Source organism: Streptomyces sp. NPDC104313, assembly GCF_055583985.1.
Genome location: NZ_JBVJMW010000001.1, coordinates 280,460 through 307,247, shown reverse-complemented (window position 1 = coordinate 307,247; position 26,788 = coordinate 280,460). Strand labels below are relative to the sequence as shown.

At 72.8% G+C, this 26,788-nt stretch carries 23 protein-coding genes; 6 read left to right on the top strand and 17 right to left on the bottom strand.

From position 1 onward, the window contains the following. Positions 1-12: 12 nt before the first annotated feature. Entirely contained in the window at positions 13-1,590 is a 1,578-nt protein-coding gene (locus ACZ60Q_RS01395; protein WP_469626669.1) for a regulator, read from the top strand. Positions 1,591-1,681: 91 nt separating this feature from the next. Here the strand turns inward: ACZ60Q_RS01395 and ACZ60Q_RS01390 are convergent, their stop codons facing one another. Together ACZ60Q_RS01390 and ACZ60Q_RS01385 are read right to left on the bottom strand one after the other, a co-directional pair. Next, positions 1,682-3,076 carry an FAD-dependent oxidoreductase gene (locus ACZ60Q_RS01390; RefSeq protein ID WP_469626666.1) on the bottom strand — a complete coding sequence of 465 codons (1,395 nt, stop codon included), beginning with the start codon at positions 3,074-3,076 and terminating at the stop codon, positions 1,682-1,684. A 206-nt stretch (positions 3,077-3,282) separates the two neighbouring features. Next, positions 3,283-4,182 (bottom strand): TIGR01777 family oxidoreductase, encoded by a 900-nt coding sequence (locus ACZ60Q_RS01385; protein WP_469626663.1) that lies wholly within the window; start codon positions 4,180-4,182, stop codon positions 3,283-3,285. A 62-nt stretch (positions 4,183-4,244) separates the two neighbouring features. Between ACZ60Q_RS01385 and ACZ60Q_RS01380 the strand changes: the two genes are divergently transcribed. After that, complete coding sequence (locus ACZ60Q_RS01380; protein WP_469626661.1) at positions 4,245-4,766, top strand: GNAT family N-acetyltransferase; 522 nt, start codon at positions 4,245-4,247, stop codon at positions 4,764-4,766. A gap of 21 nt (positions 4,767-4,787) precedes the next feature. Here the strand turns inward: ACZ60Q_RS01380 and ACZ60Q_RS01375 are convergent, their stop codons facing one another. The 8 genes from ACZ60Q_RS01375 to ACZ60Q_RS01340 all read right to left on the bottom strand — a co-directional run bounded on the left by ACZ60Q_RS01375 (position 4,788) and on the right by ACZ60Q_RS01340 (position 16,384). After that, positions 4,788-5,309 carry a DUF4240 domain-containing protein gene (locus tag ACZ60Q_RS01375; protein WP_469627956.1) on the bottom strand — a complete coding sequence of 174 codons (522 nt, stop codon included), beginning with the start codon at positions 5,307-5,309 and terminating at the stop codon, positions 4,788-4,790. A 62-nt stretch (positions 5,310-5,371) separates the two neighbouring features. Next, on the bottom strand, positions 5,372-6,355 hold the full coding sequence (locus ACZ60Q_RS01370; protein ID WP_469626658.1) for a helix-turn-helix transcriptional regulator: 984 nt from the start codon (positions 6,353-6,355) through the stop codon (positions 5,372-5,374). Between the two features lie 156 nt (positions 6,356-6,511). Next, positions 6,512-9,184: a pyruvate dehydrogenase (acetyl-transferring), homodimeric type gene (aceE, locus tag ACZ60Q_RS01365; protein WP_469626655.1), complete on the bottom strand. Its 2,673-nt coding sequence runs from the start codon at positions 9,182-9,184 to the stop codon at positions 6,512-6,514. 267 nt (positions 9,185-9,451) lie between these two features. Next, positions 9,452-10,075, bottom strand: a complete 624-nt coding sequence (locus tag ACZ60Q_RS01360; RefSeq protein WP_469626652.1) for a GntR family transcriptional regulator — start codon at positions 10,073-10,075, stop codon at positions 9,452-9,454. Between the two features lie 148 nt (positions 10,076-10,223). Next, the gene (gene sucB, locus ACZ60Q_RS01355) at positions 10,224-12,011 is read right to left on the bottom strand and encodes a 2-oxoglutarate dehydrogenase, E2 component, dihydrolipoamide succinyltransferase (RefSeq protein ID WP_469626649.1); all 1,788 of its coding nucleotides are present in this window, start codon (positions 12,009-12,011) and stop codon (positions 10,224-10,226) included. A gap of 62 nt (positions 12,012-12,073) precedes the next feature. Further along, positions 12,074-13,462 carry a dihydrolipoyl dehydrogenase gene (gene lpdA / locus ACZ60Q_RS01350; RefSeq protein ID WP_469626647.1) on the bottom strand — a complete coding sequence of 463 codons (1,389 nt, stop codon included), beginning with the start codon at positions 13,460-13,462 and terminating at the stop codon, positions 12,074-12,076. Positions 13,463-13,830: 368 nt separating this feature from the next. Then, positions 13,831-15,387 carry a leucyl aminopeptidase gene (locus ACZ60Q_RS01345; protein WP_469626644.1) on the bottom strand — a complete coding sequence of 519 codons (1,557 nt, stop codon included), beginning with the start codon at positions 15,385-15,387 and terminating at the stop codon, positions 13,831-13,833. A 214-nt stretch (positions 15,388-15,601) separates the two neighbouring features. Then, positions 15,602-16,384, bottom strand: a complete 783-nt coding sequence (locus ACZ60Q_RS01340) for an adenosylcobinamide-GDP ribazoletransferase (RefSeq protein ID WP_469626643.1) — start codon at positions 16,382-16,384, stop codon at positions 15,602-15,604. An 88-nt stretch (positions 16,385-16,472) separates the two neighbouring features. Between ACZ60Q_RS01340 and ACZ60Q_RS01335 the strand changes: the two genes are divergently transcribed. After that, positions 16,473-17,237, top strand: coding sequence for a hypothetical protein (locus tag ACZ60Q_RS01335; RefSeq protein WP_469626641.1), 765 nt, complete (start codon positions 16,473-16,475; stop codon positions 17,235-17,237). On the opposite strand, the gene ACZ60Q_RS01330 is transcribed toward ACZ60Q_RS01335, so the two are convergent. From ACZ60Q_RS01330 to ACZ60Q_RS01315, 4 genes are all read right to left on the bottom strand, one after another. Beyond that, positions 17,177-17,899: a hypothetical protein gene (locus tag ACZ60Q_RS01330; RefSeq protein ID WP_469626639.1), complete on the bottom strand. Its 723-nt coding sequence runs from the start codon at positions 17,897-17,899 to the stop codon at positions 17,177-17,179. The two genes, ACZ60Q_RS01335 and ACZ60Q_RS01330, sit on opposite strands and share 61 nt — an antisense overlap. Then, positions 17,896-19,677, bottom strand: a complete 1,782-nt coding sequence (locus ACZ60Q_RS01325) for a phosphatidylglycerol lysyltransferase domain-containing protein (RefSeq protein WP_469626637.1) — start codon at positions 19,675-19,677, stop codon at positions 17,896-17,898. Before ACZ60Q_RS01325 ends, ACZ60Q_RS01330 begins: the two co-directional genes overlap by 4 nt. A gap of 128 nt (positions 19,678-19,805) precedes the next feature. Then, positions 19,806-20,939: a nicotinate-nucleotide--dimethylbenzimidazole phosphoribosyltransferase gene (gene cobT, locus ACZ60Q_RS01320; RefSeq protein WP_469626634.1), complete on the bottom strand. Its 1,134-nt coding sequence runs from the start codon at positions 20,937-20,939 to the stop codon at positions 19,806-19,808. Positions 20,940-21,118: 179 nt separating this feature from the next. Further along, the gene (locus ACZ60Q_RS01315) at positions 21,119-22,321 is read right to left on the bottom strand and encodes a bifunctional adenosylcobinamide kinase/adenosylcobinamide-phosphate guanylyltransferase (protein WP_469626631.1); all 1,203 of its coding nucleotides are present in this window, start codon (positions 22,319-22,321) and stop codon (positions 21,119-21,121) included. Between the two features lie 139 nt (positions 22,322-22,460). On the opposite strand from ACZ60Q_RS01315, the gene ACZ60Q_RS01310 reads away from it, so the two are divergent. After that, positions 22,461-22,670, top strand: a complete 210-nt coding sequence (locus ACZ60Q_RS01310) for a hypothetical protein (protein ID WP_469627953.1) — start codon at positions 22,461-22,463, stop codon at positions 22,668-22,670. Positions 22,671-22,783: 113 nt separating this feature from the next. Here ACZ60Q_RS01310 and ACZ60Q_RS01305 read toward each other — a convergent pair whose 3' ends face one another. The 3 genes from ACZ60Q_RS01305 to ACZ60Q_RS01295 form a co-directional block, all read right to left on the bottom strand. Further along, on the bottom strand, positions 22,784-23,872 hold the full coding sequence (locus ACZ60Q_RS01305) for a S1C family serine protease (RefSeq protein ID WP_469626629.1): 1,089 nt from the start codon (positions 23,870-23,872) through the stop codon (positions 22,784-22,786). Between the two features lie 73 nt (positions 23,873-23,945). Then, complete coding sequence (locus tag ACZ60Q_RS01300) at positions 23,946-24,608, bottom strand: class I SAM-dependent methyltransferase (RefSeq protein ID WP_469626626.1); 663 nt, start codon at positions 24,606-24,608, stop codon at positions 23,946-23,948. 128 nt (positions 24,609-24,736) lie between these two features. Further along, complete coding sequence (locus tag ACZ60Q_RS01295; protein WP_097869394.1) at positions 24,737-25,336, bottom strand: DUF3043 domain-containing protein; 600 nt, start codon at positions 25,334-25,336, stop codon at positions 24,737-24,739. A gap of 317 nt (positions 25,337-25,653) precedes the next feature. On the opposite strand from ACZ60Q_RS01295, the gene ACZ60Q_RS01290 reads away from it, so the two are divergent. Next, a complete protein-coding gene (locus tag ACZ60Q_RS01290) occupies positions 25,654-26,439 on the top strand; it encodes a PspA/IM30 family protein (protein ID WP_469626624.1) in 786 nt (261 codons plus the stop codon). Between the two features lie 9 nt (positions 26,440-26,448). Next, the gene (gene pspAA, locus ACZ60Q_RS01285; protein WP_469626621.1) at positions 26,449-26,727 is read left to right on the top strand and encodes a PspA-associated protein PspAA; all 279 of its coding nucleotides are present in this window, start codon (positions 26,449-26,451) and stop codon (positions 26,725-26,727) included. The last annotated feature ends 61 nt before the right edge of the window (positions 26,728-26,788 follow it).

Below are 26,788 nucleotides of genomic sequence, written 5' to 3'. Positions count from 1 at the left end.
ACCGTACAGCTGATGTCGGAACGACCCCCGCAGCGCACGCCCAACCGCCGACTCGCCTCGCTCATCGCGGAAGCCGGGTTCTCGCACGCCGGCCTGGCCCGCCGGGTCGATCAGCTCGGCCTCGAACACGGCCTCGACCTGCGGTACGACAAGACCTCGGTCACCCGCTGGCTGCGGGGGCAGCAGCCGCGCGGTACCACGCCCGCGCTGATCGCCGAGGTGTTCACCCGGCGGCTCGGGCGGCGGCTCTCCGCACAGGACCTCGGGCTCGACGCCTGCGCACCCGTCTACGCGGGTCTCGAGTTCGCGGCCACCCCCGCCGAGGCGGTCGACATCGTCAGCGGTCTCTGGCGCAAGGACTCCGGCACCCACATCGAGCTGCGCAAGATCGCCTTCACCCCGGCCGGACTCGTCGTCCCCAGCCGTGACTGGCTGATCGGCCGGGCCGACGAGTGGGTGGCCCGGGACGGTGCCGTCGCCCGCCGGACCGGGGGAGAGGCCGGGACCCCCTCGCCCGGCCGCCCGGACGGGGTGCCTCGCACCGAGACCCGGGGACTGCCGCGCCCGGCCGCCGGACCGCCGCGGTCCACGCCCCCGGGCCCCGCCGCCACGCACCCGCCCGCCACGGCGCAGGCCGGGGCGCTGCCCGTGGTCCCGCGGCAGCGTCAGACGGAGCGCGGCCCCGGCCAGCGGGTCGGCGGCGGGGACGTCGCCGCCCTGCGTTCGGTCGGCGAGCTGTTCCGCACCCTCGACCACGCCTACGGCGGTGGCCACGCCCGGCAGGCCCTCGTGCGGTATCTGGAGCACGAGGCCGAACCGATGCTCCGGGGCACGTACGGCGAGGCCACCGGACGGCGGCTGTTCGCCGGGGTCGCCGACCTGACCCGGCTGGCCGGCTGGACCTCGTACGACATCGCCGCCCATGGCCTGGCCCAGCGGTATTTCGTCCAGGCGTTGCGGCTCGCCCAGGCCGCCGGGGACCGCGGGTACGGCGCCTACGTGCTGATCACGATGAGCCGTCAGGCGGTCTACCTCGGGCACGGCAGGGAGGCCGTCCAGCTCGCCCGCGTGGCCCAGCAGGGCGTCGGCTCGGCCGCGCCGCCCCTCGTCCAGGCGCTGCTGCACTCGGTCGAGGCGCGCGGGCACGGCGTGCTCGGTGAGGCGCGCTCCTGCACCGCCGCCCTGACCCGGGCCGAACACGCCCTGGATACCGCACGCCCCGGGGACGAGGTGCCGCACTGGGCCCGCACCTTCGACGAGGCGCAGCTCGCCGACGAGCTGGGCCACTGCCACCGCGACCTCCAGCAGTACCGTGCCGCCGCCCAGCACGCCGAGCGGTCGCTCCAGCTGCGAGCGCCGGCGTACGCCCGCAGCAGGCTGTTCTGCCGGGTCGTCCTCGCCTCGGCCCGGCTGGGCCTGGGCGAGCTGGACCAGGCCTGCCAGCTGGGTGCGGAGGCGGCCCAGCAGGCGGCCGAGATGCGCTCGGTGCGCGCCACGGAGTACGTACGCGCCTTCGAGCGCAGCCTGGAGCCCTACCGGGACGCGGTCGCCGTCCGCGGCTACCGCGACCGGGTCGCCGCCCTCGGCTGAACCGCCTCTCGGCTGAACCGCCTCTCGGCTGAACCGCCTCTCAGCTGAAGCCTTCGGCCGAACCGCCTTCGGCCGAACCGGTCGGGGGTCCTCACGCCGCCTCCGGCAGTCGCGGGCTCCCCTCGTGCGTGCCCGGGACGGCCAGGTCGGTGAGGATCGCCTCGGCCGCCCGGCGGCCCGAGTACAGCGCGCCCTGGACCGTGCTCGTGTCGCGGTGGTCGCCGCACACGTACAGCCCGGCCAGCACCCGCACCGGGCGGCGCGGATCGTGCGGGGCCTCCATCGTGGGCACCGCCTCCGGGTCGTGATGGGCCGCCAGCAGTTCCCAGCCGTCCGTCGGCACGCCGTACAGCGCCGCTAGGTGCGCCCGCACCGAGCGGTCCAGGTCCGGCGGCGGGGCCCCGAGCACCGTCGAGGTGATCAGCGTCCGGCCCTCCGGCGCCCGTGAGGGGTCGACCTCGCTCATCACCGCGGTGTACGCCACCGGGCCCGACCGGTCGCCGTCCAGCACCAGCGACCTGCCCGTGGACGGCGGTGCGGGCGCGGTGTGGTGAAGGACCGTCACCGGATGGAAGGACGGCACCCGCAGACCGGGCAGCAGTCCGGCCGCGGCCCCCGCGCCGGTCGCCAGCAGCAGGGAGCGGCACCCCAGTTCACCGTGCTCCTCGGTGCGTACGGAGGTGATGTCGGCGGCCGTCACATGCACCCCGGTCCGGACCGTGCCCGGGGGCAGCGCGGCGGCCAGCAGCTCCGGCAGCGCGGACGATCCGCCCGCCGGTACGCACAGGCCGCCGCGCGCGTAGTCCCGCAGGGCGAGATCGGCGCACCGGCTCGACGTGGTGAGGGCGGGGTCGCTGAGCAGGGCCGTGAGCAGGGGGCGCAGGACACCGTCCACCGTGCGGGCGGGCAGGCCGACGCCGGGCAGGGCGCCGACGACGGTCCGCTCCGGGCGGGCCAGAAGCCGGGCCTGCGGGGTGGCCGCCAACCGGGACAGTGCCGCGCCCAGCCGGGCCCGGTCGATCGCGCCGGTCACCACGGCGCCCCGGCCGCCCCCGCGCGCCGGGGCGGTGTGCTCGTGCCCGTACGCGCTCTGCGCCGCCCAAGGTGCGCGGGGGGCACGGGCGGCTCGGGGGACGCTCGATCGGGTGCGCACCGCCTTGAGTGCGCCCCTCGCGCTCCGTATGTCGCCGGTGAGGTGGCGGCGGCCCTCGTTGTGGACCAGGACACCCGGTGCGAACTCCCGCAGCTCCGGAGCGCCGAGCCCCGGAGGTCCGGTCAGCTCGGGCCAGGACGTGCAGAGGAGCGGGCCGAGCCGGTCGAGCCGGAAACCGTCCACCTCGTCGGTGGCGAGCCGGCCGCCCACCCGGTGCTCGGCCTCCAGGACACTGACGCCGAGCCCCGCCCGGATGAGCAGGTGGGCCGCTGACAGGCCGGCGATTCCGGCCCCGATGATGACCACGTCTGCGTGGTGTGCCGTGCTGCGCACGTGCCCCTCCCCGAGTCGGTCCGAATGGTGGGGGGCTCTTGCCCCCAACAGGCCCCGGAAATGCCGGAGTTCGCATCGAGGCCAGGAGGATGGCTGATACTGGGTCAGGCGCGTGCGGCGGGGAGCACCGGGGCACGGGGTCGCACACGCCCCGCCCGGCGTGACCGGTGGGCTCGCGAGAGGCCGGTAGACCCCGCGCGGCCGGCTCAGCGCAGCGCCGCGCGGATCGCCCCGTCGATGCCGGGGAAGGCGAACGAGAAGCCGGAGTCCAGCAGCTTCGCCGGGATCACCCGCTGGCTGCCCAGCACGTCCTGCGCGAACTCCCCGAGGGCCAGCCGCAGTGCGGGCGCCGGTGCGGGCAGCAGCGTCGGGCGGCGCAGCACCCGGCCCATCGCGGCGGTCACCTCGGCGTTGGTGACCGGCTTCGGTCCGGTCAGGTTCACCGGGCCGGTCAGTGACTCGGTGTCCAGGATGTGGCGCAGCGCGGCGACGTGGTCGTGCAGCGCGATGAAGCTCCAGTACTGGCGGCCGTTGCCCAGCTTCCCGCCCAGCCCCGCCTTGAACAGCGGGAACAGCCGCCCCCAGGCTCCGCCCTCGCGGCCGACGACCAGCCCGGTCCGCGCGTGCACCGTGCGGATGTCCGCTTCCTCGGCGGCTGCGGTGGCCGCCTCCCACTCCTCGCAGACCGAGGGCAGGAACCCGCCCCCGGGCGGCGCGCTCTCGTCCACCGGGCGGTCCCCGGTGTCGCCGTAGAAGCCGATGGCGGACCCGGAGAGCAGGACGCGCGGCGGGGTGTCCAGCGAGGCGACGGCGTCGGCGACGGCGGCGGTGCCCAGCACCCGGCTGTCCCGGATCTCCCGCTTGTAGGCGTCGGTCCAGCGGTGGTCGCCCACCCCGGCCCCGGCCAGGTGCACGACCGCGTCGCAGCCGACCAGCCCGGCCACGTCCACGTAACTCCGCTTCGGGTCCCACTCGACCTCGTCGCCGGTTCTGGCCGGGCGGCGCACCAGGCGGGCCACCTCGTGGCCGTCGGCGCGCAGCGAGCGCACCAGCGCCGCTCCGATGAGTCCGGACGATCCGCTGACAGCGATACGGGAGCTCGGCATGGGCTCATCCTGCCCCATCAAACGTCTCGAACACCGGGAACACCGCGTGGCACAGTGACCCCATGGCCGCACTCGTAATCAGCCCCGTCCGCACCGCCGTCCCCGCCGACGACGACGAGCTCGCCGAGCTCGACCGGTCCACCTGGTCGACGCTGCACGCGGTCCTGCCGAGGCCGGTGCCCCCCTACGACCCCTTCTTCGGCGAGCGGTACCCGCCGGAGGACTTCCTCGTGGTGGAGGCGGAGACGGAGCCCGGCACGGCCCGGATCGCCGGGTACATACGTCTCATCCCGCCCACCCCCCTCGCCTCCAACGCCCATGTCCGCCAGATACGGGGCCTCGCCGTGGCGAACTGGGCGCGCGGGGCGGGCGTGGGGCGGACCCTGGTGCGGGCCGCGTTCGCCGAGGCCCGCCGCCAAGGCGCCAACCGGATCACGCTGCGGGTGCTCGCGCACAACGATTCCGCCCGCGCCCTGTACGTCTCCGAGGGCTTCGCCGTCGAAGGGGTGCTGCCCGGGGAGTTCTTCCTGAACGGGCGTTACGTCGACGACGTCTGCATGGGACGCTCGCTCGGCCCCGCCTGACCGGCGCGGGGCCGACGAGGACTACCGGGGCCCGAAGCGGTCCCACAGCTCGGGGAAGCGGGCGGCGAGCACCTCCTCGTGCTCGAAGTCGACCGGGGAACCCAGTGGCTCCGCGGCCTGCGGCGGCAGCCCCAGGTCCGGCGCGACCACGCCGGTGAGCTGCTCATACGCCTCGTCGGCCGCGTAGCCCAGCTCCTCGCCGTCCCCGTCGATCTCCTCGTCGAAGTCCTCCAGCAGCTCCGCCAGAGCGTCCGGATCGTGCAGCGCCCCCTCGAAGACCTCCCGGCCCTGGCCGATCAGCCAGCAGCGGAAGTAGTCGAACGCGTCGTCGCCGGCCCCTCCCAGCAGCACGGCCGCCGCGCCCCACAGATCCCAGTGGTAGGCGCGGTTGTAGCGGGCCTCGAAGTGCCGGGCGAAGTCCAGCACGGAATCGGGATCGAGCTGCACCAGCCGTTCCACCAGCAGGTCGGCGTGGTCCTCGGGGTCGCCCTCGGCGGCCTCGCGGGTGCTGTCGATGATCTCCCAGAATTCCGTTTCGTCCATCACGGGTCCAGCATCCAGCCTGCCGGGGGCTCCCGCACGCGCAGACACCGAATTGAAGCCTTTCAGCGATACAGCTCGTGCAGGCGTTCGGCCGCGTCGGCGAAGCGTACCCGCAGCTCCTCCGGCGCCAGAACCTCCAACTCGGGTCCCAGCGCCAGCAGCTGGCCGTAGGCCACGTCCAGCGATTCCACCGGCAGCGTGAGCGTGCGCCGACCGTCCGGACCCGGCTCGGATGCCTCCGCGAGCGCGGCGGCGGCCGCCGCCCGGTCACCGGTGTACGCCAGCATCCGCGCCCCGTGCCCGGACACCCGGACGGTCACCTCGGTACGGAGCAGGGACCGGGCGAACCCGGCGGCCCGCTCCTCCCAGAACCCGGGCAGATCGAAGGTCTCGTCCCGGTCGAAGCGTTCCTCGGCCGGCTCCACGGCGGTGAAGCGGTCGATCCGGTAGACCCGGAAGTCCTCGCCCGCCCTGGCGCAGAGGTACCAGACCCCGGCCTTGAGGACGAGACCGTACGGAGCCAGCTCCCGCGCCACCTCCGTCCCCTCCTGCTCGCGGCCCCCGCCCCTGCGGTAGCGGGCCCGCAGCAGCCGGTCGTCCCAGACCGCGTCGGCGATCGCGGGCAGCAGCGCGGGGGGCTCCGGCTCGTGGTACCAGGAGGGCGCGTCCAGGTGGAAGCGCCGGGCGGCGGAGGAGGAGGCGTCGCGGAGGGAGGGCCCCAGCGCCGCCGACACCTTGAGGCGGGCGGCCGACGCCGCGTCCTGAAGGCCCATCTCGCGCAGCGCGGCGGGCAGCCCGGAGAGGAACAGCGCCTCCGCCTCGTCCCGGGCCAGGCCGGTCAGCCGGGTGCGGTAGCCGCCGACGAGCCGGTAGCCGCCGGCCCGGCCGCGCTCCGCGTACACCGGGACGCCGGCGTCGGAGAGCGCCTGCGCGTCCCGGGTGACCGTACGCTCCGACACCTCCAGCTCGGCCGCCAGCTCGGCGGCGGTCATCGCGGGGCGGGCCTGCAGGAGCAGCACCATCTTGATCAGCCGGGCAGCGCGCATGGGCCCATTGTGGCGGCACCGGCACGGTGGACCACGCGGGAACCCCCGGCCGCCGACCACCTGCGCCACGCGGGAACCCCCGGCCGCCGGGGCGGGCGCGTTGTCGGACGCGTCCGCTCCGGTGACCGGGGGTTTCGGCTCGGTGGGGGAGTGGGCTCAGAGCCCGTAGCGCTCCCGGGCCTCCTTGATCGCGGAGGCCGGGACCTCCCCGCGCTTGGCGAGCTGGGCCAGCGAGGCCACCACGATCGACTGGGCGTCGACGCCGAAGTGGCGGCGGGCCGCGGCGCGGGTGTCGGAGAGGCCGAAGCCGTCCGTGCCGAGCGAGGACCAGTCCTGCTCCACCCACTGGCTGATCTGGTCCGGGACCTGGCGCATCCAGTCGCTGACCGCGAGCGCCGGGCCCGGCGCACCGGAGAGCGCCTGTGTCACGTACGGGACCCGCTGCTCACCGCGGAGGAGCGCCTCGTCGGCCTCCAGCGCGTCGCGGCGCAGCTCGCCCCACGAGGTGGCGGACCAGACGTCGGCCGTGACACCCCAGTCGGCGGACAGCAGCTCCTGGGCCTCCAGGGCCCAGTGGATCGCCGTACCGGAGGCCAGCAGCTGGATGCGCGGCGCGTCCGCCTTGACGGGCGTGCCCTCCTTGAAGCGGTACAGGCCCTTGACGATCCCCTCCTCGACGCCCTCGGGCATCGCGGGCTGGGGCTTCGGCTCGTTGTAGACCGTCAGGTAGTAGAAGACGTCCTCGGCCTCGGGGCCGTACATCCGGCGCAGACCGTCCTTGACGATCACCGCGACCTCGTAACCGAACGCCGGGTCGTAGTTGAGCGAGGCCGGGTTGGTGGCCGCGATCAGGTGCGAGTGGCCGTCCGCATGCTGGAGGCCCTCACCCGTCAGGGTCGTACGGCCCGCCGTCGCGCCGACGATGAAGCCCTTGCCGAGCTGGTCGGCGAGCTGCCACATCTGGTCGCCGGTCCGCTGCCAGCCGAACATCGAGTAGAAGATGTAGAACGGGATCATCGTCTCGCCGTGCGTCGCGTACGACGTGGCGGCGGCGATGAAGTCGGCCATGGCCCCGGCCTCGGTGATCCCCTCGTTGAGGATCTGGCCGTCCTTGGCTTCCTTGTAGTACATCAGCTGGTCGCGGTCGACCGGATCGTACGTCTGGCCCAGCGGCGAGTAGATGCCGGCGGACGGGAAGAGGGACTCCATACCGAAGGTACGGGCCTCGTCCGGGACGATCGGCACCCAGCGTTTGCCGGTCTCCTTGTCCCGCATCAGGTCCTTCACCAGGCGGACGAACGCCATGGTGGTGGCCATCTCCTGCTTGCCGGACCCCTTGTAGAGGGCCTGGAACGCGCGCTCCCCGGGCTGCGGCAGCGGGGCCGCGGCGTGCATCCGACGGGCCGGGGCGGGGCCGCCGAGGGCGGCACGGCGCTCCTGGAGGTAGCGGACCTCGGGGGAGTCGGCGCCGGGGTGGCCGTAGGGGACGAGACCGCCCTCGAAGGCGCTGTCGGGGATCGGGAGACCGAGCAGCTCGCGCATGCTCTTGAACTCGTCGATCGACAGCTTCTTCATCTGGTGGTTGGCGTTCTTGGACTCGAAGCCCTTGCCGAGCGTGTGGCCCTTGACCGTCTGGGCCAGGATCACGGTCGGCGCGCCCTTGTGCTCGATCGCCGCCTTGTACGCCGCGTACACCTTGCGGGCCTCGTGGCCGCCGCGCGAGGTGCAGAAACACTCGGCGATCTTCGCGTCGGTGAGCAGTTTCGCCAGCTCGGCGAGCGCGGGCTCGGCGCCGAAGAAGTGCTCGCGGATGTAGGCGACGTCGCGGGTGGCGTACGTCTGGAACTGTGCGTCCGGGACCTCGCGCAGGCGGCGCAGCAGCGCGCCCGTGGTGTCCAGCTGGAACAGCTCGTCCCAGGCGTTGCCCCAGAGCGTCTTGACGACGTTCCAGCCGGCCCCGCGGAACTGCGCCTCCAGCTCCTGGACCACGCGGAAGTTGGCGCGGACCGGGCCGTCGAGACGCTGCAGGTTGCAGTTGATGACGAAAGTCAGGTTGTCGAGCTGCTCACGGGAGGCCAGCGCGAGGGCCGCGGTCGACTCGGGCTCGTCCATCTCGCCGTCGCCCAGGAAGGCCCAGACGTGCGAGTTGGCGGTGTCCTTGATGTTGCGGTTGGCCAGATAGCGGTTGAAGCGCGCCTGGTAGATGGCCGAGAGCGGGCCGAGGCCCATCGACACGGTGGGGAACTCCCACAGCCAGGGCAGCCGCCGGGGGTGCGGGTAGGAGGGCAGACCCTCGCCGCCCGCCTCCTGGCGGAAGTTGTCGAGCTGCTGCTCGCTGATCCGGCCGTCGAGGAAGGCGCGGGCGTAGATACCGGGGGAGGCGTGGCCCTGGATGTAGAGCTGGTCGCCGGAGCCGTCCCCCTCCTTGCCGCGGAAGAAGTGGTTGAAGCCGGTCTCGTAGAGCCAGGCCGCCGAGGCGAAGGTGGCGATGTGGCCGCCGACCCCGTACCGGGCGCCACGGGTCACCATCGCGGCCGCGTTCCAGCGGTTCCACGCGGTGATCCTCGACTCCATCTCCAGGTCGCCGTCGAACGCGGGCTCGGCGGCGGTCGGGATGGTGTTGACGTAATCGGTCTCCAGCAGCTTGGGCAGCGCGAGACCGGCGCCCTCGGCGTGCTGCAGCGAGCGGCGCATCAGGTACGCGGCGCGGTGCGGGCCGGCGGCCTGGGTGACGGCGTCCAGGGAGGCCGCCCATTCGGCGGTCTCCTCGGGGTCACGGTCCGGGAGCTGGTCGAGCTCGCTCGGAAGCTTTCCTACGGGGTCGGTCATGATCGCCGCCTTCCGGAGAGGAGGGGGGTGGAGAAGGCCCTGGCTGGCAGGACAGGGCGATGGGGCCGGTGGGCCCGCGGATGAACTCTAAGGTGCTGATCGATGATCGATCAAAGGATTGAAGGAAAAACTTCTCGATACGAGGAAAAGTGGCATGGGGTGCCTCGAATGGGGGCACGGAGTGACGCGAAATAATGCACAAATGGGGCACTGACCTGCACAGAAGAGCAGGTGGGGCGCCAGATGACCGGAGCCCCGCGGAAGAGCTCAGGCGCGGGGCGCGCAGCCCAGCACGTGCGCCTTCACCAGGGCGCCGATCCCCGGGTCCTCGGCGAGGAACGCGTCGATGAGCGCCTGGTGCTCCTCCGCGTACGACTTCTGCACCGTGCCCAGCCAGCGGATCGACAGGGCCGTGAACACCTCGATACCCAGCCCCTCCCAGGTGTGCAGCAGCACCGCGTTCCCGGCCGCACGCACCAGCTCCCGGTGGAAGCCGACCGTGTGCCGCACCTGCGCCTCGCCGTCGGCCAGCCGGTCCGCCTCGTACAGTGCCGCCACGTGCGGGGCCAGCGCCGAGCAGTCCAGGCCGAGCCGGGGGGCCGCCAGCTCCGCCGCGATCTGCTCCAGGCCGGCCCGGACCGGGTAGCTCTCCTCCAGATCGGCCGCGGTGAGGTTGCGGACGCGGACCCCCTTGTTGGGGGCCGACTCGATCAGCCGGAGCGTCTCCAACTCGCGCAGCGCCTCGCGCACGGGCGTCTGGCTGACCTCCAGCTCGGTGGCGATACGGCGCTCCACGATCCGCTCACCCGGCTTCCAGCGCCCGCTGACGATCCCCTCCACGATGTGCTCGCGGATCTGTTCGCGCAGCGAGTGGACGACGGGCGGGGTCATGGAGGGCTCCTTCAGGGCAGACCGGTGCTGCCTGCGATCATCACGACCGCACGGGCGGCCGGTGGTGCTTAGACAATACGGCGGCGCCCCCGCCCGGATGAGTTCCGGACAGGGGCGCCGCTGGTGAGGCTGGTTACAGCAGGGGTGCTCAGAGGCCGAGCTCGACCTCGAACTCACCGGCCTCCAGGATCGCCTTGACCGACGTCAGGTAGCGGGCGGCGTCCGCGCCGTCCACCAGACGGTGGTCGTAGGAGAGCGAGAGGTACGTCATGTCGCGCACCGCGATGGTCTCGCCGAGGTCCGGGTGGTCGATGACCACCGGGCGGCGGACCGTGGCGCCGATGCCCAGGATGGCGGCCTGGTTCGGCGGCACGATGACCGTGTCGAACAGGGCGCCGCGCGAACCGGTGTTGCTGATGGTGAAGGTGGCGCCGGACATGTCGTCCGGCGTCAGGCCGCCACCGCGCGCCTTGCCCGCGAGCTCCGCGGTCTTCTTGGAGATACCGGCGATGTTCAGGTCGCCCGCACCCTTGATGACCGGGGTCATCAGACCCTTCTCGGCGTCCACGGCGATGCCGATGTTCTCCGAGTCGAAGTACGTGATGGTGCCCTCGTCCTCGTTGATCCGGGCGTTGACGACCGGGTGGGCCTTCAGCGCCTGGGCCGCCGCCTTCACGAAGAACGGCATCGGGGACAGCTTGACGCCCTCACGGGCGGCGAAGGAGGCCTTCGCCTGGTTGCGCAGCTTCATCAGCTTGGTGATGTCGACCTCGAGGACCGAGGTCAGCTGGGCCTGCGAGTGCAGCGCCTTCATCATGTTCTCGCCGATGACCTTGCGCATGCGGGTCATCTTGACCGTCTGACCGCGCAGCGGGGACGCCTCCAGCTTCGGCGCCTTGACGGCGGCCGGAGCGGCGGCGGGTGCCGGGGCAGCGGCGGCGGCCCTGGCGGCCTCCGCGGCGGCGGCGACATCCTGCTTGCGGATACGGCCGCCGACGCCGGTGCCCTTGACCGCGCTCAGGTCCACGTTGTTCTCGGACGCGAGCTTGCGGACCAGCGGCGTGACGTACGCGCCGTCGTCACCGGAGGGCGCGGCCGGGGCGGCCGGTGCCGGGGCGACGGGGGCGGGCTGCGCCGGAGCCGGGGCCGGAGCGGCGGGAGCCGCCGGGGCCTGGACCGGAGCGGCCGGCGCCGGAGCGGCGGGGGCGGCCGGAGCGGCGGGGGCCGGGGCGGGAGCCGCGGGGGCCTCCTGCTTCGGGGCCGGGGCCTCCTGTGCCGGGGCGGCGGGCTGCGCCGGAGCGGCGGCCGGGGCCGCGCCCGGAGCGCCGATGACGGCGAGCTTCGCGCCGACCTCGGCGGTCTCGTCCTCGCCGACCACGATCTCCAGCAGCACACCGGCGACCGGGGCGGGGATCTCGGTGTCGACCTTGTCCGTAGAGACCTCCAGCAGCGGCTCGTCCTCGGCCACCTCCTCGCCGACCTCCTTGAGCCAGCGGGTGACGGTGCCCTCGGTGACGCTCTCGCCGAGCGCCGGAAGGGTGACGTCGGTGCCGGACGCGCCACCGGCCGGGGCCGCGGCCGGAGCCGCTGCCTCGGGAGCCGGAGCGGCGGCGGGTGCCTCGGCGGCGGGTGCCGGGGCCTCGGCCGGGGCGGCGGGTGCCTCGGCGGCGGGTGCCGGGGCCTCGGCCGGAGCGCCCGAGCCGTCGTCGATGACGGCCAGCTCGGCGCCGACCTCGACGGTCTCGTCCTCGGCGACCTTGATGGACGCCAGCACACCGGACACGGGGGCGGGGATCTCGGTGTCGACCTTGTCGGTCGAGACCTCGAGCAACGGCTCGTCGGCCTCGACGCGCTCGCCCTCGGCCTTCAGCCAACGGGTGACAGTGCCCTCGGTGACGCTCTCGCCGAGCGCCGGAAGGGTTACGGAAACCGACATGGTTTCAGTTGCTCCTTACGAAATTGCGGAAGTGGTCGGTCGTCGCGCCCGGGACCGGGGGATCAGTCGTGGGCGTGGAGAGGCTTGCCGGCCAGCGCCAGGTGAGCCTCGCCCATCGCCTCGTTCTGCGTCGGGTGTGCGTGGATGAGCTGGGCGACCTCGGAGGGCAGCGCCTCCCAGTTGTAGATCAGCTGGGCTTCGCCGACCTGCTCGCCCATGCGGTCGCCCACCATGTGGACGCCGACCACGGCACCGTCCTTGACCTGGACGAGCTTGATCTCGCCCGCGGTCTTCAGGATCTTGCTCTTGCCGTTGCCCGCGAGGTTGTACTTGAGGGCGACGACCTTGTCCGCGCCGTAGATCTCCTTGGCCTTGGCCTCGGTGATGCCGACGGAGGCGACCTCGGGGTGGCAGTACGTCACCTTGGGCACACCGTCGTAGTCGATCGGGACGGTCTTGAGACCGGCGAGACGCTCCGCCACCAGGATGCCCTCGGCGAAGCCGACGTGGGCGAGCTGGAGGGTCGGGACGAGGTCGCCCACGGCCGAGATCGTCGGGACGTTGGTCCGCATGTACTCGTCGACCAGGACATAGCCGCGGTCCATCGCGACGCCCTGCTCCTCGTAGCCCAGGCCCTGCGAGACCGGGCCGCGGCCGATGGCGACGAGCAGCAGCTCCGCCTCGAAGGTCTTGCCGTCGGCGAGCGTCACGCGGACGCCGTCCTGCGTGTACTCGGCCTTGTCGAAGAAGGTGCCGAGGTTGAACTTGATGCCGCGCTTGCGGAACGCGCGCTCAAGAAGCTTGGAGCTGTTCTCGTCCTCGACCGGGACGAGGTGCTTGAGGCCCTCGACGATGGTGATCTCGGTGCCGAAGGACTTCCACGCCGAGGCGAACTCGACGCCGATGACGCCGCCGCCCAGCACGATCGCGGACTTCGGGACGCGGTCCATCTTCAGCGCGTGGTCGGAGGAGATGATCCGGTTGCCGTCGATCTCCAGGCCGGGCAGCGACTTCGGCACGGAGCCGGTCGCCAGCAGCACGTGACGGCCCTGGACACGCTGGCCGTTCACGTCCACGGAGGTGGGGGAGGAGAGCTTGCCCTCACCCTCGATGTAGTGGACCTTGCGCGAGGCGATGAGTCCCTGGAGACCCTTGTACAGGCCCGAGATCACCTCGTCCTTGTACTTGTTGACGGCCTCCATGTCGATGCCCTCGAAGGTCGCCTTCACGCCGAACTGGGCCGACTCGCGGGCCTGGTCCGCGATCTCGCCCGCGTGCAGCAGTGCCTTCGTGGGAATGCAGCCGTTGTGCAGGCAGGTGCCGCCGACCTTGCCCTTCTCGATCAGGGCGACGTCCAGGCCCAGCTGCGCTCCGCGCAGGGCCGCGGCGTAACCGCCACTGCCACCGCCGAGGATCACTAGGTCGAAAACGGTGCTGGCGTCGTTCGCCACGTCACGTCCTCCATGCATGTGCGCCGTATGCCGGGCCCCGTCGCTGGGGTGTGACCGGCCGGTCGGCTGGTGTGCGGCCGCTTCTGTCTTCGGCCCTGTGGTGGGGGCCCTGTCCTGCCGAGAACCCATCTTCGCACTTGTCGACGGTGGGCGGGACGCGGGGCCCGGGTCCGGGACGGATGATCGCCCGTTCCGGAGGGTTGCTGCTGCGTGGATACCTACGGATTCGGCCGGTGTTCGTCGAGAGCGAAACCCGCTCGCCCTCGTCGCTCGTCCGTCCTGTGCCGCTCATCCTCGCCGATTCCACTCCGTGCACACGTACGGCCCCGGACCTGTGCCCGGGGCCGTACGCGACGGAAGGCGGGGACTCAGCCGAGGTCGCCGTCGGCGGTGCGCTCGGCGAGCCGGACCAGGGTGCGGACCGCGGAGCCGGTGCCGCCCTTGGGCGTGTAGCCGTACGGCGCGCCCTCGTGGAAGGCCGGGCCCGCGATGTCCAGGTGCGCCCAGGCGATGCCCTCGCCCACGAACTCCTGCAGGAACAGGCCGGCGACCAGGCCGCCGCCCATCCGCTCGCCCATGTTGGCGATGTCGGCGGTGGGGGAGTCCATGCCCTTGCGCAGGTCGGCGGGGAGCGGCATCGGCCAGGAGGGCTCGCCGACCTCCTCGGCGATCTCGTGGATCGAGGTGCGGAAGGCGTCGTCGTTGGCCATCACACCGAAGGTGCGGTTGCCGAGCGCCAGCACCATCGCGCCGGTCAGGGTCGCCACGTCGACGATCGCGTCCGGCTTCTCCTCCGAGGCGCGGGTCAGCGCGTCGGCCAGGACGAGCCGGCCCTCGGCGTCGGTGTTGAGGACCTCGACGGTCTTGCCGCTGTACATGCGCAGCACGTCACCGGGGCGGGTGGCGTTGCCGGAGGGCATGTTCTCGGCCAGCGCCAGCCAGCCGGTGACGTTGACCTTCAGGCCCAGTCGGGCGGCCGTGACGACGGCGGCGAACACGGCGGCGGCGCCGGCCATGTCGCACTTCATCGTCTCGTTGTGGCCGGCCGGCTTGAGCGAGATGCCGCCCGAGTCATAGGTGATGCCCTTGCCGACCAGGGCCAGGGTCTTCTCCGCCTTCGGGTGCGTGTAGGCGAGCTTCACCAGGCGCGGGCCGCGCACGGCGCCCTGGCCGACGCCGAGGAGGCCGCCGAAGCCGCCCTTGACGAGGGCCTTCTCGTCGAGGACCTGGACCTTGATGCCGTGCTCCTTGCCCGCGGCGGTGGCCACGGCGGCGAAGGACTCCGGGTAGAGGTCGTTCGGCGGGGTGTTGACCAGGTCGCGGGCCCGGTTGATCTCCTCGACCAGGGCCAGGGCGCGCTCCACGGCCGCCTTGTAGGCCTTGTCGCGCGGCTTGGCGCCGAGCAGGGCCACCTCGGCGAGCGGCAGTTTCGGGCCACTTTCCTTGGACTTCGCGTCCTTGGGGGCGAGCTTGTTCTCGCCGCCCTGGTAGGCGGTGAAGGCGTACGCGCCCAGGAGCGCGCCCTCGGCGACGGCGGCGGCGTCCTCGACGGAGGCGGCGGGCAGGGCGAAGCCGGCCTTCTTGGAGCCGTTCAGCGCACGGGCGGCGGTACCCGCCGCGCGGCGCAGCGCCTCGGCGTCGTAGCCGTCCTCCTTGTCCGGGACCGGACCGAGACCGACCGCGACGACGACCGGGGCCTTGAGGCCGGACGCGGCGGGCAGCTTGGTCAGTTCGCCCTCGGCACCGGTGGCACCCAGGGTCGCGAGGACGGCGGCGAGCTTTCCGTCGAACGCCTTGTCCACGGCCTCGGAGCCCGGTGCCAGGACCAGACCCGACTTGGGCCCGGTGCCCTTGGCGACGCCGACGACGAGTGCGTCGGCGCGCAGCGTCGCCGCACCGGCAGTGCTGAGAGTGAGAGCAGTCACGGTGGTGAAATCTCGCTTCCGTTGAGTTCGAGTTCGGTCGAGGGGTGGGCCGACCCTGCCCGGCGCATCGTAGACGCCCCGACGATGTGCCGGGAATGAGCCTACGCGCGCGGTTCCTGCCCCGTGACGGCGGCGGGCCGTTCCGGACCGCTGAGGGGGTCGGTTCCGCGCGGTACGACGGCGCCCCCGGCGCCTCCCGGCGCCTCCCGGGCCGTCAGGTGCCGAGCGCCAGTGCCACCAGCGCCGCCGTCGCCGCGCTCTCCTCGACGCCCCCGAAGACGTCCCCGGTGACCCCGCCGAACCGCCGTACGCAGTGCCGCAGCAGCAGTTCGCCGGCGGCCAGCGCCCCGAGCACCGCGAGCGCGTGGTGCAGCGCCCCGTACGGGCCCAGCAGTGCGCCCGCCGCCGCGCACAGCGCCACCGTCACCACCGTCGCGAGCAGCGCCCGCCCGGCCGGGACCGTGGACGCCACCACCGCCCCGAGCCCCTCCGGCCGTGCCGCAGGAACGCCCTGACGGGACGCCAGGGTCAGGGCGAGACGGGCGGCGACGCCCGCGACGACAGTTCCGAGAGCCCCGTGCGCCCAGCCCTCCCCGTACAGCTCGAAGAGGACGGCGACCTGGGCCAGCAGGACCAGGAGCAGCGTGATGACACCGAACGGCCCAATGTCGGACTGCTTCATGATCCGCAGCGCGTCCTCGGCCGGCTTCCCGCTGCCGAGGCCGTCCGCCGTGTCCGCCAGGCCGTCCAGGTGCAGCCCCCGGGTGAGGACGGCGGGCACCGCGACGGAGGCCACCGCCGCGAGCAGTGGCCCCGAACCGGCCAGCAGCGACAGTGAGCCGAGGGCCCCGGCGAGCAGCCCGACGACGAGTCCGGCGAACGGGGCGCAGAGCATTCCGGCGCGGGCGCTCGCGCGATCCCAGCGGGTCACGCGGACGGGGAGCGCGGTCAGGGTGCCGAAGGCGAAACGCAGCCCGTGGCTGTTCAGGGAGGTCACGGCGCGCAGGCTAGCCGCCCACGCCCACCGATAGATTGGCCGAAACGCGGCAAACCATGACTAACGGGATACGTCGGGAGCGGGTGGCATGGGTCACTGGTGGCACGACAACATCGCGGAGCCGGGCAAGATGCCGCTGCTCCTCGCGCTGGCCGCCTTCGTCCTGACCTTCGCGATCACCCGCACCGTCACCCGCATGATCCGTGCCGGGAAGGGCCCGTTCCGTGACATCACCCCGGGCGGGATGCACATCCACCACGTGGTGCCCGGGGTCGTGCTCTGCGTGATCGGCGGGTTCGGCGCGGTGGCCGGCGGGCAGCACGGGGTGGCCGCCGGGATCTGCGCTGTGATCTTCGGAGTGGGGGCGGGCCTGGTGCTGGACGAGTTCGCCCTGATCCTGCATCTGGACGATGTGTACTGGACCGAGGAGGGCCGCCAGAGCGTGGAGGTGGTCGTGCTGACCGTCTCCCTGGTGCTGCTGGTCCTGGCGGGATTCTCCCCGCTGGGCGTCAACGACGTCACCGACGAGGAACAGCAGGGCAGGCTCGGCCTCATCACGACGTACGTGATCAACTTCTGCTTCGTCCTGATCTCCCTGTTCAAGGGCAAGACGCGGATGGCGCTGCTCGGCACCCTCGTCCCGTTCGTCGCCCTGGTCGGCGCGGTCCGGCTGGCCCGGCCCACCTCGCCCTGGGCCAGGCGCTTCTACCGCCACCGCCACCGGGCCCGCTCCGGGGCGCTGCTGCGCGCCTACCACCACGACGTGCGCTGGGCCGGGCCGCGCCGGAGGTTTCAGGACCTCATCGGCGGCGCCCCGGACCGGGGCCCGCTACCGCCCGCACCCAGGTCCTGAGCACCGCGCCGCCCGCGCCACTCCCGGACGCCGCACACCACCAGGACGGCGGCGATGGCGGCCAGATGCTCGCGGCCCGCCATGTTGTCCTTGACGAGGACCTCCACGACCACCGCGAGGACCACCAGAGCCCCGGTGAACCAGGCGCGCAGCTGATGGCAGACGTACACCGTGAGCCCCACGACCGCCGCCGAAGGGCCGGTGTCCATCACCTGCGCGTCGGAGGCGGGCAGCCCGAGGAACGTCTCCGGCCCGAGCATGATGCCGAGCCGCGCGTACAGGGTCCCGGCCAGCGTCGCGGTGTACGCGACCGCGAGCGTGCGCCACCGCCCCAGGCACACCTCCGCGACGCCGAACACCAGCAGGATCTGGGCCAGCGCCCCCCACACCGGCAGATCGGGCGCGGGCACGAACAGCGACAGCGGGGTACGCGGGAGGACGAGCCAGAGCGGGTCCTCGGCCCGTACGGACCCGAGGACGGCCACCGGCCGGTGGCCCCACGCCTGGTTCTGCACCACCTGGACGAGTGCCGTCAGCGCCACCGCGGTCAGCGTCAGCGCGAGCGCCCGCGGCCCGCGTCCGGCGAGCCCCCGCCGTACGGTCGTGAACAGCGGACCCCACTCGCGTACCGCCGCCCGGCGCAGCGCCGAGGGGCCGTTCACCTACCGGAGTCCGGCCGCGGGCGCCGTAGCCGCTTCGGCAGTCCCGGCAGCTCCAGGAACCCCTCGGCGCGACCCGCCGCGACGGAGATGCGCGCCAGGTCGGCGCTCTTCTCGAACAGCATGAAGCGGGGCTCCCAGATCGGTCGGTACTTGGCGTTGGCGCGGTACAGCGACTCGATCTGCCACCAGCGCGAGAAGAAGATCAGCAGCGAACGCCACAGCCTCAGCACCGGTCCCGCGCCGAGCCGCGACCCCCGGTCGAAGACGGACCGGAACATCGCGAAGTTCAGTGACACCTGCGTGATGCCGATCCGGTCCGCGCGCTGGAGGAGCTGGATCACCATGAACTCCATCAGCCCGTTCTCCGCGTCCCGGTCACGGCGCATCAGGTCCAGCGAGAGGCCGTGCGGTCCCCACGGCACGAAGCTGAGGATCGCGCGCAGTTCTCCCGGGGCCCCGCCCTCCCCGGCGTCGCGGCACTCCAGCATCACGCACTGCCCGTCCGCCGGGTCGCCGAGCCGTCCGAGCGCCATGGAGAAGCCCCGTTCCGTCTCTCCGTCGCGCCAGACGTCGGCGAGGCGCACCAAGGCGGCCATCTCGTCCTCGGGGATGTCCGCGTGCCGGCGGATCGCCACCTCGTACCCCGCGCGCGCCACGCGGTTGTGGGCCTGGCGGACCGTGCGCATCGCCCGCCCCTCGAGTGTGAACTCCGCGGTCTCCACGATCGCCTCGTCGCCCAGCTCCAGCGCGTCCAGGCCGTACCGGGCGTACACCGTGCCGGCCTCCTCGCTCGCGCCCGTCACGGCCGGGATCCAGCCGTGCTCCCGGGCCTGGGCCAGCCACGGGGCGATCGCGCCCGGCCAGGCCTCCGGATCGCCGATCGGGTCGCCGGAGGCCAGGGAGACCCCGCCGACCACCCGGTGGACGACGGCGGCCTTGCGGGTCGGCGACCACACGGCGCTCTTCTCCCGGCGCAGCGCGAAGTAGCCGAGCGAGTCCCGGTCGCCGTGCCTGTCGAGCAGGAGGCGCAGCTGTGCCTCGTCCTCGGGGGAGAGCGGGTCGACCGCCCGGCGGGCACGGAACGCGGCGTACACGACGGCGATCAGCAGCAGCGTGGACAGGACGTTGATGACCACGTCGACCCAGCCGGGCGTGGCGATCCCGGGGTAGGGGGAGTCGTTGTCGGCCACGGAGATCAGCCGGAACGCTCCGTAGCGCCAGCGGTCGAGGAACGTGGAGCGGTAGCCGTCGTGAGCGGTGTTGGTGACGGTGACCAGGGCTGTCGCGACCAGCGAGGTGACCAACAGCCCCACCACGGCCACCAGGGTCGCCAGCTTCGGGTTGGAGCGGTCGCCCTTCGCGTAGAACTCCCGCCGGCCGAGCAGCAGCGCCGCGACGAACGCGGCCGTCAGCCCGAGCGAGACCCAGTTCTGCGCGTGCCGGCGAATCTCCTCGAGGAAGAAGGCGGCGACGAGGGCCAGTAGCACGAGGCCGCTGAGGACCAGGTTGACGATCCAGGCGGCCCGCTTGCGCCGCCGCATGGTGACCGCCAGGAACAGCGCGACCACCCCGGAGGAGAACCCCGCGGTGAGCAGGTAGGGCGTGAAGTAGTTCTCGGTGTTGTGCCGGCGCAGGTCCTGACCGAGGCTGACCCAGACGGCGCTGAGCAAATTGATGGCCGATACGGCGCGCAGGTACCAGATGGCGAACGTCGCGCTCCGCCGGGACCGGGCGGTGCTCTGCCCGGTCACCCCGTCAGTCGATCGAGCCTCTTCCATAAGAGGCGATCATATGGCGCAAGACGGACATTCGGGCGGTGGCGGTGGCGGTGGCGGTGGCGGTGGCGGTGGCGGTGGTGGCGGGTGGCGGGTGGTGGCGGCACCACCCGGGCCCACCGCCCCGCCGCTCAGGTCGCGTCGAGCGCCTTCGCCCCGCCCTCGGTGGATCCGGAGGTCCCGTCGGCCCGCTCCTCCTCCGGCTCCTCCGCGTCCACGGCCTTCTCCGTTTCCCGCTCCGGCAGTTCGGCGGCCAGCGCCGCCGCCGCCCGCACCAGCGGCAGGGCCAGCAGCGCGCCGCTGCCCTCGCCCACCGTCACGCCGTGGTCCAGCAGCGGGGTCAGCGCCATCCGGTCCAGCGCCTTCGTCTGCGCGGGCTCCCCGCTGACCTGGCCGGCCAGCCACCAGTCCGGCGCCCGGAACGCCGCCCGCTGCGCCACCAGCGCGCAGGCCGCCGAGACGACCCCGTCCAGGATCACCGGCATCCGGCGCACCGCGCTCTGCAACAGGAAGCCCGTCATCGCCGCCAGATCCGCCCCGCCCGATGTCGCCAGCAGCTCCAGCTGGTCGCCGAGCACCGGCCGGGCCCGGCGCAGCGCGTCCCTGATCGCCGCACACTTGACCATCCACGCCAGGTCGTCGATGCCCGCACCGCCGCGACCGGTCACCACCGAGGCGTCCGTTCCGCAGAGCGCCGCGACGAGGGTGGCGGCGGCCGTGGTCCCGCCCACGCTGAGATCGCCGAGCACCACCAGATCGGTGCCGGAATCCGCCTCCTCGTCGGCGATCGCCATACCCAGGCGGACCGCCCGCTCGGCCTCCTCCGCGCTGATCGCGTCCTCGATATCGATCCGCCCCGAACCCCGCCGCACCCGGTGCCGCACCACGGACTCGGGCAGCAGCTCCGGATCGCAGTCCAGGCAGACGTCCACGATCCGCATCGGCACCGAGAAGCTCCGCGCCAGCACCGAGACCGGGCTCGCCCCGTCGAGGGCGGACCGCACCAGCTCGTACGCGGTTCCCGCGGGCCGGCCCGAGACGCCCAGTTCCGCCACCCCGTGGTCACCGGCGAAGAGCACCAGACGCGGCTGCTCGACGGCTCTGACCGGCACGGACTGCTGCGCGGCGCTGAGCCACTCGCCCAGCTCGTCGAGCCGTCCGAGCGCCCCCGGGGGTACGGTCAGCCGCTCGCGCCGCTCCTCGGCATCGCGCCGCACACCCCCGTCGGGGCGTTGGATCAGGTCGGAGAAGTCGTCCAGGTTCACGGAGGTCTGCCTCGCGGGTCGTCACGTCGGGTCCGGTCCGGGAACCCGGCGGCGGGCCCCCGCCGGAACAGTACCGGTCGGCCCACCCCGAGAACCGCGCCGTGAACCGGGAGTGGGAGCGAGTGCGAGAGAGGGGGCGGGAGGCCCAGCGGCCCACGGAGCCTCCCGGCAGACGCTCCTCACCCGCGCAGTACCAGCACCTGCCCCGCCACCACCAGCAGCACCTGCTCGCACTCGGCCGCCACCGCCGCGTTCAGCCGCCCCAGCTCGTCCCGGAACCGCCGCCCCGCCGATGTCGCCGGCACCACCCCGGACCCCACCTCGTTGGTCACCAGCACCACCGGCCGCCGGGTCCCGCGCACCGCGGCGACCAGCTCCACGACCCGCTCCCGCAGCGCCGCCCCGCCGCCGTCGTGCCACCGCTCGTCGTCCCAGGCCTCCACCCGGTCCATCGCGTCGGTCAGCCACAGCGACAGGCAGTCGATCAGCAGCGGCGGCCCGTCCGCCCCCAGCAGCTCCGCGACCTCGCAGGTCTCCTCGGTCCGCCAGGCGCCGGGCCTGCGCTCCCGGTGCAGTCCGATCCGGGCCGCCCACTCCGGGTCCCCTTCGCGACGGCCGCCGGTCGCCACGTACACCACCTCCGGGAACGTCTCCAGGCGCTGCTCCGCCTCCAGCGACTTCCCCGACCGCGCGCCCCCCGTCACGAGCACCCGGCGCGGCACATCCGGTACCGCGTGGTACTCGCCCACCACCAGCGTCGTCCCGTCCGGCACCGTCCGCGCACCGGCCGCCGCCAGCCGCCGCTCCAGCGCCGGGCCCGGCGGGGCGTCGTGGTCCAGATGGACCGCGATCACCTCCGTGGTCGGCCCGACCGCACCGGCCGCCCGCAGCCGGGCCACCGCGTCGGGCCGCCCGATCACATCGAGGACGACCATGTCCAGGGGCCGGTCCAGCCGTTCGGGCAGGCCGGAGGGGGCGGCCCCCGGCGGCAGATACAGCAGCCGCTCACCCTCCGGGGCGGTCACCTCGTACCCGGTCCCCGGGGCGTCCATCGGCATCGCCCGGACCCGGTGCCCGCTGATCAGCGTCAGGACCTGGCCGTCCGGCACCCGGCCGGCCGGCGGGAGCAGGGCGGGCAGGTCGACGGCGGGCCCGTCGTGCGGGTGCGTCAGCAGCACCTGCCGGACCGCGCCCAGCGAATGCCCCGCACGGGCGGCGGCGAACACCGCCCCGGGGGTGAGGTCCAGCAGGAGCGCGTCGTCGACCAGCAGCGCCGTCGCGGCCCGCGCCCACGGGCCGCGGGCAGAGGCGCAGGCCGCGCAGGGGCAGGAGGGGCGCGGCAGCCCGTCGGGGGCTCCGGTGCCGAGCAGAGTCAGTTCCACACCTTGATCCTCCCGCGTCCCCGCGCGAGGTGCGCGTCCGGACGGCGTGAGCGGCAAGATCACGTCATGTGGTGTGCGGCCTTCCCTCCGTGGTGCGTCCGGCTACGCTTCGGGAAGCAATGTGACCCGGGAGGCTGGCATGGTGTGGACGTGGCGGTTCGAGAAGTCCGACGGTACGGAGACGGAGCCGGCGCTACAGCCGGAGGAGTTCACCACCCAGGGTGACGCGGAGTCCTGGATCGGTGAGTTCTGGAAGGAGCTCCTGGAGGGTGGTGCCGCGCAGGTGACGCTCTTCGAGGACACCACCAAGATCTACGGCCCGATGAGCCTGCGGGCCGACAGCGCCTGACCCCGGGCCGAAACAGGCAGCGGACGGGCGGGCGGTACGGGGACCTCCCGTACCGCCCGCCCTCCTGGCGTCTGCGTTCAGCTTTCTTTGAGAGCCCAGCTCTCCCCGAGGGCTCAGATCTCCCCGAGCGTGACCTCCGCCGTCCGGCTGTCACCGTCGCGCGTGTACGTCACGGTCACCTTCTGGCCCGGCTTGTCACCCGCCAGCGCCTCGGAGAGCGAGGTGATCGTGGTGACCTTGTCGTCCCCGATCCCCGTGATGGTGTCCCCGGGCTTCAGCCCCGCCTCGTCCGCCGCGCCGCCCCGGTCCACGCTGACCAGCGCCACCCCGGCGGGGCGGTAGCTGTCGTCGACGACCGTGCGGCCCGTGATGTTCAGTGCCGCCCGGCCCGAATCGGTGACCTTGCCGTCCTTGATGATCTGGTCGGCGACCGTCTTCACCATCGAGACGGGAATCGCGAAGCCGATGCCCGGCGCCGCGCTGTCACCCGACTGGCTGTCGGTCGCCGCGAGGGTCGGGATGCCGATCACCTGGCTGTCCAGGTTGACCAGCGCACCGCCGCTGTTGCCCGGGTTGATCGCCGCGGACGTCTGCACCATGTCGGCGATCGTCGCGCCCGTGCCCCCGCCCGACCGGCCCTCGCTCACGGTCCGGCCGAGGGCGGAGACGATGCCCTGGGTGACACTGCTGGACAGGCCCAGCGGTGACCCCATCGCCAGCACGATCTGCCCCACCTCGACCTTTCCCGAGTCGCCGAACGTCGCGGGCTTCAGCCCGTCCGGCACCTCGTCGAGCTTGATCACGGCCAGGTCCTGCTCCGGGTAGGAGGAGACCAGCGAGGCGTTGAGCATGCCCTCGCCGGTGGCGACGCTGACCTTGAAGCTCTTCTCCTTGCCGACCACATGGGCGTTGGTGATGATGTGCCCCTTGTCGTCGTAGACGATCCCGGAACCGAGACTGTCCGAGGCGTCGATCTGCACCACCGAGGGCAGCACGTCGTTGATGACGGCCTGATAGGCGTTCTGCAGGTCGTCGGGGGCGCGTTTCGCGGAGCCCTGCGCCGTACCCGACGCAGCGGCTTCGGGGGCCGGGGCCGCCGGACTCGTACCGGAACAGCCACCCGCCAGGGCGATGGCGCAGACGGCCGCGGACAAGGGAAGCAGCAGCCTGCGCGCCCGGCTGCGGGAGGGGGATACGTCCATATCCGGAGTCTGGTGCCCGAACCGTTCGGGTGCCCGGGCTGATGGGCCGAACGGGCCCGCCACCGCGTCGCTGTCAGCCGCGCACGCCGCACAGATGCAGCAGCGCCGCCACACCCCGGTAGGGGTCGGTCCGCCCGGCCCGGTCCTCCAGGGTCAGGACCCGTTCCAGCTCCTCGGCCGACCGCTCCACGTCGTGGTCGACGTTGTCCGTGAAGACCCGGACCCCGTACCAGGCGTGCAGCGGCGCGGCGATCCCCGCGAGCGTTGCCCGCAGCGCGTCGAGCCGGTCGGCCCGCACGGTGAGGCCGAGGCGGTTGGTGTACGTGGCGGTGTCGAAGGCGGTCAGCGCCGCGCCGAAGTCACCGGCGAGCCCCGGGCGCATCGCGAGCGCGTCCGCGTTCCGTACGAGCAGGGAGAGCAGCCCCCCGGGAGCCAGCATCCGGGCGAGCCCGGCCAGCATCGGGTCCGGCTCCTCGACGTACATCAGGACGCCATGGCACAGCACCACGTCGAAACTGCCGGGCAGGAAGTGCACACCGGTGTCCCGGCCGTCGCCCTCGATGAGCCTGACCCGCTCCCGGATGCCCTCCGGCTCGGTCGCCAGGGACTCATGGGCCGCCGCCAGCATCTCGGCGTCCGACTCCAGGCCGGTCACCGAGTGACCGGCCCGCGCCAGGCGCAGCGCCTGGGCGCCCCGGCCCATGCCGACATCCAGGACGCGCAGTCGCTGACCCACCGGGAAACGCCCGGCTATCTGCTCGTCCAGTTGCCGTGCGACGAGCTCCTGGCGGACCCTGTCGCGTACGCCGCCGAGACCTGCCGGCCACGCCGAGGGGACCCCGGTGAATCCGGAGTCCTCCGTGCTCAGGGCCGCTCTCCGCGCTTGACCTGCGGCTTCGGAAGCCGCAGTCGGCGCATCTGGAGCGTGCGCATCAGGCCGTACGCCACGGCTCCGCGCTTCGGCGTGTCCGGGAAGCGCTCACGCAGCTGCTTCTTCAGGCGCATCGACAGACCGATCGAGTCGATCACGATCAGGATGATCACGCCGAGCCAGAGCAGCAACGAGATGCTCTGGATGTTCTGCACCTGGATCACGCTGAGGATCAGGATGATCACGGCGAGCGGCAGGAACCACTCGGCGACGCAGAAGCGCGAGTCCACGTAATCGCGGACGAAGCGCCTGACCGGGCCCTTGTCGCGGACCGGGAGGTAGCGCTCGTCGCCCGACGCGAGCGCCTCACGCTGCCGGGCCAGGTCGGTGCGGCGGGCTTCGCGCTGGCGCTTCATCGCCGCCTTGCGGTCGGTCGGCGCACTGGACGCGGCACGACGGCGCTGCGTCTGGGCCTCGCTGCGCTTGGGGGTGGGGCGACCCTTGGGAGCCTGCGGGTCGCGGGGCTGCTGGGAGAGGTCCGCCGTCACCTTGTCGGTGGGGGCCTTCTCTGTCTTGGCGCGGCTACGGAACACAAAACCCAAGGGTACGGGGTCGGCGCGCGGGCCCGGAGACCCGGGCGGGAACGATCCGGCAACGGACGCGTCCCCACAGGGGTCCGAGGGGGCGATACGGGTGTCAACCGCCCGTTCCCGTGCCCGTCACGAGAATGTCCCGGGGCCTCACCTACACCCTGGGCGGGAGTGTTCACGGGGTGCAGTCGTCCTTGGGGAGGAGCACATCGACGCCCGAACAGTGCGGTAATAGAGACAGGGCCCGTACTGTGGGTTCTATCGGGAGCGCTGGAGCTCAGTCCGTCAGAAGGGGGCGCGCGAAGCCCATGAGCGGTGTCATGAAGCGTATGGGGATGATCTTCCGCGCGAAGGCAAACAAGGCCCTGGACCGGGCCGAGGATCCGCGCGAGACCCTCGATTACTCGTACCAGAAGCAGCTGGAGCTGCTTCAGAAGGTGCGCCGTGGCGTCGCCGATGTGGCGACGTCCCGCAAGCGCCTGGAGCTGCAGCTGAACCAGCTGCAGGGCCAGTCGTCCAAGCTGGAGGACCAGGGCCGCAAGGCGCTGGCACTGGGCCGCGAGGACCTGGCGCGCGAGGCGCTGTCCCGGCGCGCCGCCCTTCAGCAGCAGGTCACCGACCTGGAGACGCAGCACACGACGCTGCAGGGTGAGGAGGAGAAGCTCACCCTCGCGGCCCAGCGGCTCCAGGCCAAGGTCGACGCCTTCCGCACGAAGAAGGAGACCATCAAGGCCACCTACACGGCGGCCCAGGCCCAGACCCGGATCGGCGAGGCCTTCACCGGCATCTCCGAGGAGATGGGTGACGTGGGCCTCGCGATCCAGCGGGCCGAGGACAAGACGCAGCAGCTCCAGGCGCGGGCCGGCGCCATCGACGAGCTGCTCGCCTCCGGCGCCCTGGACGACCCGACCGGCACGGCGAAGGACGACATCGCCGCGGAGCTGGACCGGATCTCCGGCGGCACCGATGTGGAGCTGGAACTGCAACGCATGAAGGCCGAGCTGGCCGGCGGCTCCTCCTCCTCGCAGCAGGCCATCGAGGGTGGCGAGCAGGACAGCGCGCCGCAGTCGCAGCAGTCGTCCCCGCACAAGTTCGACAAGCAGTAAGGCAGCGTCATGATCGTACGGATCATGGGGGAGGGCCAGGTCAAGCTGGCCGACAGTCACGTCGTCGAGTTGAACGAGCTCGACGACGTCCTGCTCAAGGAGATGGAGAGCGGCGACGGCCCCGGCTTTCGCACGACCCTCCACGCGCTCCTGGACAAGGTGCGCGAGCTCGGCACTCCGCTGCCGGACGACTCCCTGGAGCCGTCCGAGCTGATCCTGCCGGCGCCCGACGCGACCCTCGAAGGTGTACAGGCCATGCTCAGCGACGGCGGACTCATCCCCAACTAGAACCCACGGGCCAGCCCTGGCGGGCCCGTGGATCGCCGCACCAGCACCCTGCACCCCGGCC

Excerpts from the sequence above, each read along its gene's own strand:
- ACZ60Q_RS01395 (WP_469626669.1), top strand. The coding sequence starts at position 13 with ATGTCGGAACGACCCCCGCAGCGCACGCCCAACCGCCGACTCGCCTCG.
- ACZ60Q_RS01385 (WP_469626663.1), bottom strand. The coding sequence starts at position 4,182 with ATGCCGAGCTCCCGTATCGCTGTCAGCGGATCGTCCGGACTCATCGGA.
- ACZ60Q_RS01380 (WP_469626661.1), top strand. The coding sequence starts at position 4,245 with ATGGCCGCACTCGTAATCAGCCCCGTCCGCACCGCCGTCCCCGCCGAC.
- ACZ60Q_RS01375 (WP_469627956.1), bottom strand. The coding sequence starts at position 5,309 with ATGGACGAAACGGAATTCTGGGAGATCATCGACAGCACCCGCGAGGCC.
- ACZ60Q_RS01370 (WP_469626658.1), bottom strand. The coding sequence starts at position 6,355 with ATGCGCGCTGCCCGGCTGATCAAGATGGTGCTGCTCCTGCAGGCCCGC.
- aceE (WP_469626655.1), bottom strand. The coding sequence starts at position 9,184 with ATGACCGACCCCGTAGGAAAGCTTCCGAGCGAGCTCGACCAGCTCCCG.
- ACZ60Q_RS01360 (WP_469626652.1), bottom strand. The coding sequence starts at position 10,075 with ATGACCCCGCCCGTCGTCCACTCGCTGCGCGAACAGATCCGCGAGCAC.
- sucB (WP_469626649.1), bottom strand. The coding sequence starts at position 12,011 with ATGTCGGTTTCCGTAACCCTTCCGGCGCTCGGCGAGAGCGTCACCGAG.
- ACZ60Q_RS01335 (WP_469626641.1), top strand. The coding sequence starts at position 16,473 with ATGGGTCACTGGTGGCACGACAACATCGCGGAGCCGGGCAAGATGCCG.
- ACZ60Q_RS01325 (WP_469626637.1), bottom strand. The coding sequence starts at position 19,677 with ATGGAAGAGGCTCGATCGACTGACGGGGTGACCGGGCAGAGCACCGCC.
- ACZ60Q_RS01310 (WP_469627953.1), top strand. The coding sequence starts at position 22,461 with ATGGTGTGGACGTGGCGGTTCGAGAAGTCCGACGGTACGGAGACGGAG.
- ACZ60Q_RS01305 (WP_469626629.1), bottom strand. The coding sequence starts at position 23,872 with ATGGACGTATCCCCCTCCCGCAGCCGGGCGCGCAGGCTGCTGCTTCCC.
- ACZ60Q_RS01290 (WP_469626624.1), top strand. The coding sequence starts at position 25,654 with ATGAAGCGTATGGGGATGATCTTCCGCGCGAAGGCAAACAAGGCCCTG.
- pspAA (WP_469626621.1), top strand. The coding sequence starts at position 26,449 with ATGATCGTACGGATCATGGGGGAGGGCCAGGTCAAGCTGGCCGACAGT.